General features: G+C 42.4%; 12 protein-coding genes. 6 read left to right on the top strand and 6 right to left on the bottom strand.

What is annotated here, in order from left to right:
- Positions 1–212: 212 nt before the first annotated feature.
- The 3 genes from HUW51_RS18030 to hslV all read right to left on the bottom strand — a co-directional run bounded on the left by HUW51_RS18030 (position 213) and on the right by hslV (position 3,274).
- A complete protein-coding gene (locus HUW51_RS18030) occupies positions 213–1,514 on the bottom strand; it encodes an outer membrane beta-barrel protein (RefSeq protein ID WP_185271011.1) in 1,302 nt (433 codons plus the stop codon).
- A gap of 108 nt (positions 1,515–1,622) precedes the next feature.
- A complete protein-coding gene (locus tag HUW51_RS18025; RefSeq protein WP_185271010.1) occupies positions 1,623–2,594 on the bottom strand; it encodes a deoxyhypusine synthase family protein in 972 nt (323 codons plus the stop codon).
- Positions 2,595–2,725: 131 nt separating this feature from the next.
- Complete coding sequence (hslV, locus tag HUW51_RS18020) at positions 2,726–3,274, bottom strand: ATP-dependent protease subunit HslV (protein ID WP_185271009.1); 549 nt, start codon at positions 3,272–3,274, stop codon at positions 2,726–2,728.
- Positions 3,275–3,727: 453 nt separating this feature from the next.
- Between hslV and HUW51_RS18015 the strand changes: the two genes are divergently transcribed.
- The gene (locus HUW51_RS18015; protein WP_185271008.1) at positions 3,728–4,141 is read left to right on the top strand and encodes a hypothetical protein; all 414 of its coding nucleotides are present in this window, start codon (positions 3,728–3,730) and stop codon (positions 4,139–4,141) included.
- Positions 4,142–4,234: 93 nt separating this feature from the next.
- Here the strand turns inward: HUW51_RS18015 and HUW51_RS18010 are convergent, their stop codons facing one another.
- The 3 genes from HUW51_RS18010 to HUW51_RS18000 all read right to left on the bottom strand — a co-directional run bounded on the left by HUW51_RS18010 (position 4,235) and on the right by HUW51_RS18000 (position 7,554).
- Positions 4,235–4,789, bottom strand: a complete 555-nt coding sequence (locus HUW51_RS18010) for an NADPH-dependent FMN reductase (protein ID WP_185271007.1) — start codon at positions 4,787–4,789, stop codon at positions 4,235–4,237.
- A gap of 168 nt (positions 4,790–4,957) precedes the next feature.
- Complete coding sequence (locus HUW51_RS18005) at positions 4,958–6,709, bottom strand: pyruvate dehydrogenase complex dihydrolipoamide acetyltransferase (RefSeq protein WP_185271006.1); 1,752 nt, start codon at positions 6,707–6,709, stop codon at positions 4,958–4,960.
- 221 nt (positions 6,710–6,930) lie between these two features.
- Positions 6,931–7,554 carry a histidine phosphatase family protein gene (locus HUW51_RS18000; protein WP_185271005.1) on the bottom strand — a complete coding sequence of 208 codons (624 nt, stop codon included), beginning with the start codon at positions 7,552–7,554 and terminating at the stop codon, positions 6,931–6,933.
- Between the two features lie 61 nt (positions 7,555–7,615).
- On the opposite strand from HUW51_RS18000, the gene HUW51_RS17995 reads away from it, so the two are divergent.
- The 5 genes from HUW51_RS17995 to HUW51_RS17975 all read left to right on the top strand — a co-directional run bounded on the left by HUW51_RS17995 (position 7,616) and on the right by HUW51_RS17975 (position 12,195).
- Positions 7,616–8,041 (top strand): hotdog fold thioesterase, encoded by a 426-nt coding sequence (locus HUW51_RS17995; protein WP_185271004.1) that lies wholly within the window; start codon positions 7,616–7,618, stop codon positions 8,039–8,041.
- A gap of 131 nt (positions 8,042–8,172) precedes the next feature.
- Positions 8,173–9,426, top strand: a complete 1,254-nt coding sequence (locus HUW51_RS17990; protein ID WP_228466712.1) for a chorismate-binding protein — start codon at positions 8,173–8,175, stop codon at positions 9,424–9,426.
- Positions 9,423–11,120: a 2-succinyl-5-enolpyruvyl-6-hydroxy-3-cyclohexene-1-carboxylic-acid synthase gene (gene menD, locus HUW51_RS17985; protein WP_185271003.1), complete on the top strand. Its 1,698-nt coding sequence runs from the start codon at positions 9,423–9,425 to the stop codon at positions 11,118–11,120. Before HUW51_RS17990 ends, menD begins: the two co-directional genes overlap by 4 nt.
- A 76-nt stretch (positions 11,121–11,196) precedes the next feature.
- Positions 11,197–11,634 carry a DoxX family protein gene (locus tag HUW51_RS17980; protein WP_185271002.1) on the top strand — a complete coding sequence of 146 codons (438 nt, stop codon included), beginning with the start codon at positions 11,197–11,199 and terminating at the stop codon, positions 11,632–11,634.
- A 45-nt stretch (positions 11,635–11,679) separates the two neighbouring features.
- Complete coding sequence (locus tag HUW51_RS17975) at positions 11,680–12,195, top strand: DoxX family protein (protein WP_185271001.1); 516 nt, start codon at positions 11,680–11,682, stop codon at positions 12,193–12,195.
- Positions 12,196–12,221: the final 26 nt, after the last annotated feature.

Below are 12,221 nucleotides of genomic sequence, written 5' to 3'. Positions count from 1 at the left end.
TAATATTAATTATTTCACAAATTATCTTATAATTATTCATATTGTATACATTAGAAGATAAAAGGCTTCTGTAGCTTATTTCATAAAGTATGAAGTAAGCAAAAATATACTGTTATAGCGAAAATTCAACAGGTTTAAACTTTTTCAAGAATCAGTTATTTAAACTTGCCCGCGTTTAAAGTTATATAGTTGTAGCAAGTATTCCAATATGTCTAATTAAAATAATAATTCAGTAATAAAGCCAACATAACTTTCCGCACCGATACATCGGCATTTGAATTTAAATAACCAGAACCTTTCTCTGCTCTAATTTCAAAAGCTACCTTGTTTATTTTCATACCGCCCCCAGCAACAAAACCTAATTCGTACTTACTCGGATTTTTAAAAATTTCTCTAGTAGCTACCCTATTTTCAACTTTGTATAATTCCTGACCTGTTACATACGTATTGATGTCTAGTCCTAAATTACCTGCCAAGCCAAAATTTATAAATGGCTGAAAGTTTTGGTGCGCCCAGGAATAGCGAAACATGGAAGTTAAACCAATGTAATCTGCCTTAATATTCACCTCACCTTTTCCGGTATAATAAGCATCTTGCTCAAAGATAAAATCATCATCCTGAATATCAAATTCGCCATGATTATAACTTCTTTTCCAAACCAGTTCATTGTAAATAGACCATTTGTGACGGTTGCGGGGTAACAAAATCTGATAGAACATGCCCACCATGGGATTTTTGTGCCAATCAAATTGAGATTTTAAAAGGTAGTCGTAAGCCTGCCCTTTAAATTTATAATTGGTAATATTTCCTCCGGCTACTAGCCCTAACTTACTTATAGCCTTACTGATTTTTTTAATTTCTACTGTTTTATTGGGGTCCAGCCATTTATTATAATTCTCTACAATAGATATTAAAGCGGCTTTGGTGTAAGTTGCTTTATCTATTTGGGGGAATAAAGCAGGATTGTCGGATAAAATAGAATATTTAAGTTGATTTTTGTACTGGTCGGCTGTACCCACCAAAGGTTGATCATTTTTATAAGTAACGTACAAGCGCTGGATTAACTCTTCTAAAGTGCCGTCTTTTTTAAGGATATAAAAGTGGTTTTTGTTTGCTTCATCGAGTAAATGGTATAAGCTAATAGTACCTTTTACTTGTTCCAATAAATATACACTGTCGGTTACAATAAAAGGTTTAGGTCGCTGAATAATCTCTTGGTGGCGGGTTGGTGTTTTATCAACTTGTAAAACTGCCTTCCGGTATACATCGCCATCTATTAAATTAAAACCACTTAATTGACTAACGGTAAAATGCTGAGTAGCACTTTCGGGAGTTTCTTTAAAATCAATTGTTCGAGGATTTCGATCCCAGTTCTGATCGTCAATGTAACCAGAAATGGTATCACCCGCGGATAAATAAAGGTTACCTTTTACAAAGTTTTTTTGACCAAAGGAATTAGTTTGTAGAAGAAACAGGAAACTAACTGCAAGAGCAACTTTAAAAGTTTTAAACATTAAATTAAATCTTAATATTATGTATAATAAATATATTAAAAACACAATATTAACAAAAAAGCCGAAGATGAGTTCACCTTCGGCTTTAAATATTTATAAAATTTAATATTATATATCTAAAACAATCGCGAAAATCAAAGGCGCCACAATGGTAGCATCCGATTCGATTATAAATTTAGGGGTATCTTTGCCTAATTTACCCCAGGTAATTTTTTCGTTAGGTACCGCGCCGGAGTAAGAACCGTAGCTGGTAGTAGAATCAGAAATTTGCGCGAAATAACCCCACAACGGCACCCCGGTGCGTTGTAAATCCTGGTGCAACATCGGAACCACACAAATCGGGAAATCGCCGGCTATACCACCACCAATCTGGAAGAAACCAATGGTAGATTCTTCTTTAGCGGTTTTAGTGTACCAATCGGCCAGCTCGATCATGTACTGGATACCGGTTTTCATGGTATGTACATTTTTAATATCGCCGCTGATAACGTGGCCCGCATATATATTACCCAAGGTAGAATCTTCCCAGCCCGGAACAAAAATCGGCAAATTCTTTTTGGCAGCTTCCAGCATCCAGGAGTTTTTCGGATCAATCTGATAATATTGCTCTAATTCCCCTGAAAGTAAAATCTGGTAGAAAAACTCGTGCGGGAAATACGCTTTGCCTTCCTGGTCGGCTTTTTCCCAGAATTTAAGTACCGTATCTTCAATGCGCCGCATGGCTTCCATTTCGGGAATACAGGTATCAGTTACCCGGTTCATGTGGCGGTTCAATAAATCTTCTTCGTCCTGGGCCGTTAAATCGCGGTAATGCGGAATGCGCTCGTAAAAATCGTGGGCTACCAAATTAAAAATGTCTTCTTCGAGGTTAGCGCCCGTACAGCTGATAGCATGAATTTTATCTTGCCGGATCATTTCGGCTAAGCTAATTCCTAGTTCGGCGGTACTCATGGCGCCGGCTAAAGAAACCAGCATTTTGTTACCGTTGGCCAGGTGCGTTTTATAACCTTCGGCGGCATCAATTAAAGCGGCCGCATTAAAGTGTCTATATTGATTTTTTAAAAAATCGGATACTTTCATTCTGTTGTTAGAAAATTAAAAATTTAAAAACATTATTTTACTCTTTGCCTTACTACCGGCCAAAAATCAAATTTTGTTTAAACTAATGTTCAAACTATAAACTGCCCGTTTTAATTCAAATAAAATTAATTTTATACAGCCGGTTTTTCAATAATCAAATTGTGGTTGGTAAACACGCAAATATCTGCCGCAATAGATAAACCTTCGCGAACCATTTCTTCGGCGGTTAAGTGCGGGGCGTGTTTTTTTAAGGCGGTAGCGGCCGCCTGGGCGTACATACTCCCCGAACCAATAGCGGCAATCTGGTTATCGGGTTCCAACACATCGCCGGTACCCGAAATAATCAAAAGCTCGTCTTTGTTGGCCACTACCATCATGGCTTCCAGGCGGCGTAAATACCGGTCGGTGCGCCAATCTTTGGCCAGTTCAATGGCGGCCCTTTTCATATTCTGGCTGTAGGCATTTAATTTTTCTTCGAAACGTTCCAGCAAGGTAAAAGCATCGGCGGTAGAACCGGCAAAACCCGTTACAATTTTACCATCCAGCAGCTTTCTTATTTTTTTAACGTTACTTTTAGCAATAGTATTACCCATACTGGCCTGACCATCGGCGCCTAAGGCTACCTGGCCGTTATGTACCACTCCCAATACCGTGGTTGATCTCACTTTTTCAAGCGCCATATTTGTAAATTTTAGTTTCTGTTTCAATAAAACTGGCAAACCTGGAAATTAGTTTTTCACCGGCTCCCAGAATTGTTCTTGAAATTCCCGCGCAAAGCTATTTATTTTAAATCGAAATGTCGTATTATTTTAAAATTGCCTTTAAGCTGACTTGTTTTAGGAAGATAATGGATGAAAGTAAAATTGAATAAAACGTTCGAGTTCCAGCTACTATTTAACATAATTTTTTAAATTTTTACCTATATCCTTTTGCTGCTTCTTTTAAACGTCCGTAGGTTGTTGCCGAAAAAATTTTTAAAATTAACTAACCTGTTATACCTGATCTTCCTTCTAGCAACCATCATTAGTTGCTGCGGGAACCAAGACCAAAATTTAAATCGAAGCGTAAGGTCGTGGGCTCCGTACCAACCAGATCAGGAAATAATATTTCGAAATGCCAACGCGGATACTGTTGTGTTTAAAACCAAACAGGTTAACCGCATTGAAGCTGGTCACGATAAAGTTTGTGGTAATTACGCCATAGAAACCGCTGAAACTATTTTAATCAACCAAACCGATACTACCTTTCAGTTTAAAATTGCGCTTACCCAGGAAATACTCGTAAAGCTGGATTCGTACCAGACCCAGCCGGTTACCAAAAGTTTATCCGCGATGTTTAACAGCGTATCCGAGCAATTTGTGAGTGATGATTGGCGCGATCGATATTTAAAAGAAGTAAATTTAAATGGCGTTACTTACAAAAATGTATTGCACGTTTATGCCAATTCGCCTTTACCCGGCACCAGCATTCAAGAAATTTATTACGCTCAAAACGCCGGCTTAGTAGCTTTCAGCGACTTTAATGGTATTTGGTATTACCGGGAATGAAATTTTTTAAAAATTTTAAAATTTCAACCTTCCTCATGCAAGAGACTGGCTATAGCTAGCAAGTTTATTAGGGCTGATTTTTTAAAAATCAGCTTAAGCTTCTTCCTTTTTCGTGATTCTTTCGGCTAACCACAAATATTCGTGCACAAACGTATCAATGTTGCTCTGAAACTTACCATCGATTAAGTTGCCGGCGGTGTCAAATTTTTCATCCACGAAAGGCGTTACCAACATGTATGGCGAGCCAATGCCAAACAAGGCATTTATAAGCAATTGCAACTGCTGACTAGCCCGCATCCCGCCCATGGCGCCCGTAGATGCTGTTACAATACCAAACGGTTTGTGCATTTGCTTCGGAAAATGGTCGAATAAATTCTTTAAAGCCGGAGAATAGCTGCCGTTATATTCGGGTGTAACTAAAATAAAGGCATCGGCAGCAAACATTCTTTCGGCGGCAGCTTTGTATTCGGCCGGCGCTTTATCCACCGACACAATTACTTTTTGCAGTAAGCCAAACGAATAATCACGGACATCCATTAAGCCCACCTGGTGCGAGGTAGTATCGGAAAACAATTGATGCAAATGGAGTGCTACACGGTGGGTAATGCTTTCCTGCCGGGGGCTGCCCGAAATAATTTCAAGATTCATAAAAATTAAAATTTTATTTTTTTAAAAGTTGCTCCCCTACTGTTCTAAAAGCTACGAGTCCATATTAAATTGTACGCTATACGGCGCTTACGAACAAATGGAGGCATCATAAAAAAAGCCTTCCGCTTTTACAGAAGGCTTTTTTATTTTAATGATCTACTTATTAAATTATACCAGAATCCGGATGGGGTCTTCGAGTAATTTTTTAAAGGTTTGTAAGAAAGCCGAACCAACTGCGCCATCTACAACCCGGTGGTCGCAAGATAAGGTTACTTTCATCACGTTACCCACTACAATCTCACCATTTTTAACAACCGGAGTTTGCTTAATACCACCAACGGCCATAATACAGGCATCTGGCGGGTTAATAATAGCGGTAAACTCTTCGATACCAAACATTCCTAAGTTAGAAATAGTAAAAGTGTTACCCTCCCAATCGGCGGGTTGCAGTTTTTTAGCTTTGGCTTTTCCGCTGTAGTCTTTTACTTCGCCGGCAATTTGCGATAAACCTTTCTGATCGGCATTGCGCACCACCGGTACCAGCAATCCTTCTTCTACGGCCATAGCAACGCCAATATTAATTTGTTTGTTATATCGGATTTTATCGCCTAACCACGACGAGTTAACGGCCGGATGTGAGCGCAATGCCGCGGCAGCAGCCTTTATAACTAAATCGTTGAAAGAAATTTTAACCGGGCTAACCTCGTTCAAGGCAGTGCGGGTTTCAATCGCCTTATCCATGTCAATTTCCATGGTCAGGAAGAAGTGCGGCGCAGTAAATAAGCTTTCGCTTAAACGGCGAGCAATAACTTTACGCATCTGCGATACGGGTACTTCTTCGAAGTCACCACTTGGTTTTGTCGCAGCGGCTGGTTGGGCTTGTGGAGCAGCTGGGGCAGGAGCCGGAGCGGCGGCCGGAGCCGGGGCAGCTGGCTTAGCAGCCGGAGTAAACGATTCTACATCTTTTACTACAATGCGGCCATTGTCGCCGCTACCTTTTATTTGTGAAATATCAATGCCTTTTTCTTCGGCAATGCGCTTGGCCAGAGGCGAAGCAAAAATGCGCCCGCCGGTATTTTCGGAAGCCGCCGCTGTACCTTGTCCGTTATTAGCCGGGGCCGGAACGGTTACAGCCGGATCAGACGATGCCGGAGTGCTGTTTTTAATTTGATTATCTGTCTGCGCGTTTTCTACTTGCTCGTCCGCTTTGCGTAAGTCCTGGCCCGGTGTAGCTTGCGCCGGAGCAGCGCCACCGCTACCGCTATTAAGTAATTGCTGAAAATCAGCACCTTCTTCGCCAATAATGGCAATAACGCCATCTACCGCTACCGAATTACCGGCCTCTACGCCCACGTATAACAAAGTACCATCTTCGTACGATTCCAGTTCCATAGTGGCCTTATCGGTTTCCACTTCTGCCAGAATATCACCGGATTTTACTTTATCGCCTACTTTTTTCAGCCAGTTGGCAATGGTACCTTCCGTCATGGTATCGCTCATTTTGGGCATAGTAATAACGGAAGCATTTACGGCCGCTTTGGCCGGAGCCGCTGGTGCGGGAGCAGCCGGAGCTGGAGCTGGTTTTTCTTCCGGAGCCGGGGTTGGTTGAGCAGGAGCAGCAGCGGCTTGCGGTGCAGCACCCCCACCTTGTATTTGGCTTAACAAGCCCGAAATATCTTCATCTTTTTTACCAATAATGGCTAAAACACCATCCACCGGCACCGAATCTTTTTCTTTTGGCCCGATGTAGAGCAACGTTCCATCTTCGTACGATTCCAGCTCCATAGTAGCCTTGTCGGTTTCTACTTCGGCTAGAATGTCTCCTGATTTTACAGTATCACCCACTTTTTTTAGCCACGATGCGATCACCCCTTCAGTCATGGTGTCACTCATCTTCGGCATTTTTATAACTTCGGCCATGTTTTATTTTGTTTTAGATGTTCAAAAATAGATTGAAATTTAAATTTATCAAAGTTTATTTGGTTGATAGTCGATTGTCCATGGTCGATGGACTAAAGGCCACCGTTAAAAGAATTTAAAAAATTTAAATTCTTAAGTTTATGTGCTCAACTCAAAAACCTTTATTCTTAATTGTACTGGTATTTTGTTTATGGACTATCGACTATGGTCCATGGACTAACTTAAAACATTGGTCTTAAATGTTCGATATCCATGTGGCGGTGTACGCTAAACATAGATCCGGTATAAAACAATTGATACAAACATAAGTTATGGTGCTCAAAAATATCCATGCATTGGATGGGGTAGTTTAGGAGTTTACATAATAAAACCCGCATGGCCCGGCCGTGCATGCAAATAAGTACCGTTTCTTCTTCGGGCCGCGATAAAAGCATATCCAGAAATTCTTGTTGCCGATCGGCTACATCCTGTGGACTTTCGCCCCCATCTATCCGCAGCGTAATATCTCCGTCTTGCCATTTTTGCAGCGTGTCGAAGTAATACGCATCTTCTTCGGGGGTTACGCGGGTACCTTCGCGGTGGCCCCAGCAAATTTCGTTTAAGCCCGCGTGTTTTTCGTGCGGAATGCCTAAATCAATAAACCCTTGCACCGATTGTATGCTGCGCTGAAGAACGGAGGTATATACTTTATCAAAAGGTACGTGCTTATAGCTTTCAAAGAAAAGGCGGGCTTGCTCGCGCCCGGTGCTATTTAGCGATGAATCTACCCCGCTACCCTGTATAATGCCTTGCAGGTTAAAATCGGTTTGTCCGTGCCGGACAAGGTAAACTTTTTTGATACTCAATTTTAGTCTATTTTTGTTTCGCGCAAATTACGAAGAACCGTTAGAATGCGAATTGGAATTAATGAAAAAAGCCGACTACACCCTCGAAATATTAAACGCCTGGAACCAGAATACCATGGGTGGCCATTTGGGCATGGAATTTACAGAAATTGGGGATGATTATTTGTGCGGTAAAATGCCCGTGGATTATCGTACGCACCAGCCCATGGGCTTGTTGCATGGGGGCGCATCAGCCGCATTTGCCGAAACCCTGGGCAGTGTAGCCGGCCTGATGCAAGTTGACTCGGACAAACAAGCTTGCGTGGGTATTGAAATTAATGCCAACCATGTAAAAAGCGCCCGCAACGGTTATGTATACGGCAAAGCTACCGCTGTACATATCGGCTCCAAAACCCAGGTTTGGGACATTCGCATAACCACCGCAGGCGGTGAGTTGGTGTGCGTTAGCCGCTTAACTTTAGCCGTACTGGACCGCGCCAAAGGTTAAATTTTTAAATTTTTCGAATTCTAGAAGCTTACAGTAAGTGTTATTTCGGGTTGATTTACAAAAGTAAATGCAGGCGATTGAAACACTAATTGTTAAAAAATGTTTTATAAGTAAACAAAAACAGCAACCCCTTGATTTCCACCTTACCAGAAGCAATAGAGAATAACCGGGTGAATTTAGAAGGTGATTCTAATCAAATACTTAAGGCTTTATTCGCCACTGCCATTCGTTTTCATTTACCAGTAGCCGTTTGGCGTTTACCGGCCACCAGCGAAATTAAACTGTGCGTTTCTTTAAGGCCGGCGCAAACTTCCGGCGACGTGCCGCAACTGGAATCCGGCGTTTCCGGTTTTGCGTTTTATCCATTTCAGGTTTCCGAAAAATACCCGGCGCAATTTATTAAAGCCGATATTACCTACAGCAGCTTATCGGCGAAGTTAAAATTTAACTTTAAACTCAGCGAAAATCCGGAGTATGTAGCCTTGGTGCAGCGGCTGCAAGAGTATTTCGACAAAATTAAAGGCTCCGCTACCACCAATAACTGGCACGTGAGTCGCAAAGTAAAACCGCATCAAACTTCCGAGGATTCATTTAAAAACTTAGTGCAGGAAAGCGTAGCGGCTATTGAGGCCGGGCAAATTGAAAAAGTGGTTCTTTCGCGGGTGCGGGCTACCGATTTAGTGGCCGGTTTTGATTTAATGGATACCTACCTGCGCTTACAGGAAGTTTATTCCAATGCTTTTGTTTCTTTAATTTCTATCCCAGAAACAGGTACCTGGATGGGAGCTTCGCCCGAAATTTTAGTGCAGGTTTCTAAAGAACGGATTTTTAAAACCGTAGCCTTAGCCGGCACCCAAGCTTTAACCGCCGACTGCAACCCAGCGAAAGCCTCATGGCAGCAAAAAGAAATTGAGGAACAATCCTTAGTAAAACGCTACATACTAAATTGTTTTAAACGTATTCATTTGCGGGATTATACCGAAACCGGACCGCGAACCGTAGTAGCCGGCAACCTGATGCACCTGCGCACAGATTTTAGCGTGGACATGAAGAAAGAAGAATTTCCGAAATTGGGTACGCAGTTGCTGGAACTTTTGCACCCTACGTCGGCGGTGTGCGGCATGCCCAAAGAAACGGCCACACAATTTATTCTAGAAAAAGAAGGCTATGATCGGGCTTATTTTAGCGGTTTTCTGGGTCCCGTGCACATTGACGGCGAATCTAATATTTACGTAAACCTGCGCTGTTCCCAAATACTCGAACAAGTAGCCTTAACTTACGCGGGCGCCGGCATCACCGCCGAATCGGAGCCCGAAAAAGAATGGCTGGAAACCCGCATGAAAATGGATACCATTCGTCAGGTATTCCGTAACGAAGCTTCATGAACCTACACGCCGTATTTAACATTGCCGAAATCTGTGCCCAGCACGGCATTAAAGAAGTAATTTTATCCCCGGGTTCCCGGTGTGCTCCCCTTACTTTGGCTTTTGTGCGGCATCCCGCCATCCGGGTACGCACGATCAGCGACGAAAGAGCCGCGGCTTTTATTGGTTTAGGCATTGCCCTTACTACCCGCCAACCGGTGGGTCTGGTATGTACCTCAGGAACAGCGGCTTTAAATTACGGACCAGCCATTGCGGAGGCCTTTTACCAGCAAGTACCTCTTTTGGTTTTCACCGCCGACCGGCCCGCCGAATGGATCGACCAATTAGATGGGCAGACCATCCGGCAGGAAAATGTGTACGGTGCTCACGTTAAGCAAAGTTTTTCTTTCCCGGTAGATACCCAGCACCCCGACACAGAATGGTTCGCCGAACGGATTATTTCGGAAGCAATATTAGCAACGCAGGCCTTCCCGGCAGGACCAGTACAGTTGAATGTGCCGTTGCGGGAACCGTTTTACCCGAAGCCTGGCGAAACGATAGTATTTAAAAAAAATGTAAAAGTAATCCGGGAAACCAGTAATACTTATGATTTAAGTATAACGCAGGCGGAACAATTAGGTCAGGAATTAAAGAAATTCTCCCGGATTTTAATTGTAGCGGGTCAGCAGCCTTTACAAACTGAATTACAAATTGCATTACACCATTTTGCCCAACAAACGGGAGCGGTTGTAGTGGCCGATATTATCAGCAACCAGCATGCGGTGCCCAATGTTATTAGCCACCACGATGTATTCTTAAACGGTAAAGCCACTCTGGATGGGCCTGCTTTACAACCGGACTTACTGATTACTTTTGGCTTGTCGAATATTTCTAAAAATTTAAAATTGTTTTTACGGGCGTTCTCTCCCCGGGAACATTGGCACGTGCAAGTTGCCGGTAAAGTAGCCGATCCTTTTCAATCTGTCAGCCGTGTAATCCGAGTTGCCCCCATCTATTTTTTTAAAAATTTAGCTTTCCAGAACCAAACTCCAGCGTTAAAGTACGCCCAAGTATGGTTACAAAAAGAAGCTGCCGCTCAGGCTTACTTAAACCAGTTTTTAAATCAGGATGCTTTTAACGAGTTCACGGTTTTTGCCCGAATTTTAAAAAATATACCGGCGCAAAGTTTATTACACTTGGCTAACAGCATGGCGGTGCGTTACGCCAACATTATCGGGTTGGAGCCAGAGCAAACCGTAGAAGTTTATGCCAACAGGGGCACCAGCGGGATTGATGGCTGCACCAGCACTACAGTGGGAAGTGCCTTAAGTACCGACAAATTAACCGTTTTAATTACCGGCGATTTAGCATTTTTCTACGATCGTAACGGTTTGTGGCATAATTACTTGCCGGCTAATTTGCGGATTATCGTTTTAAATAACCACGCAGGTGGCATTTTCCGGCTCATCGATGGACCCAAACAACAGCCCGAATTAGCCGAATTCTTTGAAACCTATCAACCTTTAGAAGCTAAATTAACCGCGCTGGAATTTAATTTAGCTTATTTCCGCTGCGAGAATTTGCAACAATTATCTAATTTTTTACCTGCTTTCTGGAGCGATGGGCCGGGGATATTAGAAATATGTACGCAAAGCGAGCAAAACGCTGCATTTTTTGAATCATACCGAAATCAATCGCCTTTTAAAAGTAAGTAACTTTGTGTCAATAACTTATTCCGGATTTCATTAAAAATCGTATATTTAAACAGACGTTTTTTAAAAAATCAGGATTATGGAAGTTACGCACAAAATTGAACATTGGGCTGATCAGCATCATCCCATTTGGCTCGACTTTATCCGCTTTGGCCTCGGAATCTTCCTCTTCGTTAAAGGGCTGATTTTCATCAGCGACATTGGTGTTTTAGAAAGGCTCCTGATCAACATTAACATGGATTGGTCGTCGTTCTGGTTCGCGCATTACATTGCTTTTGCGCATTTAGTCGGGGGGTTGCTCATTACTATGGGCCTGGTTACCCGCACTGCCATTTTGTTCCAGCTCCCTATTTTAATTGGAGCGGTGTTATTTGTGCGCCCAGGTATAGATTTTGGTTCTATTAATACCGAATGGGGGGTATCGGTTTTAACCTTATTTCTATTGGTTGTATTTTTCATTTTTGATTCCGGCCGTTGGTCCATTGACCAATACATGCGCACTCACCGTGAAAGTTAGCTATTGCTTTAACCGCGATTTTAAAAAATCGAAAATGTAAACGTTATGGAAATTACCCAGAGAATAGAAAACTGGGCCGCCTTGCATTATCCGGCCTGGTTTGATTTTGTGCGGATGGGTTTAGGCGTTTTTCTGTTTGCCAAAGGCTTTATTGTGCTTAGTCAGATAGAAGCGGTACAAACCTTTATTACCAACATTAATTTACTCAATGGCTCTAATCTCGACTGGAGCGCCCAATCATTGGTACAATTTATTGCCTATACCCACATTATAGGAGGTTTATTTATAGCACTTGGGTTTATAACCCGTATTGCTATTTTCTTTCAGTTACCCATTTTGTTAGGGGCGGTGTTATTTACTATGCCGGGCATCCGGATGAGTGCCGAAAATAATCTGGCCCAGGGCGGCATTAACTTTGTGTGGTCCGAGGTAAACCTGGCAAGTAACCCCGTGGAATGGTGGACGGCGCTAATTACTTTGATACTGCTAATCAGTATGTTTATTATTGGTTCAGGACCCTGGTCCGTGGATAAATACCTGGAACATTACGAAGAAGAATAACCATTATTTTTTGTGTCCATATTTTA

The organism is Adhaeribacter swui (genome assembly GCF_014217805.1).
Classification (GTDB): domain Bacteria; phylum Bacteroidota; class Bacteroidia; order Cytophagales; family Hymenobacteraceae; genus Adhaeribacter; species Adhaeribacter swui.
The sequence above is the reverse complement of the archived record's forward strand: the minus strand, read 5'-3'. Positions and strand labels throughout refer to the sequence as shown.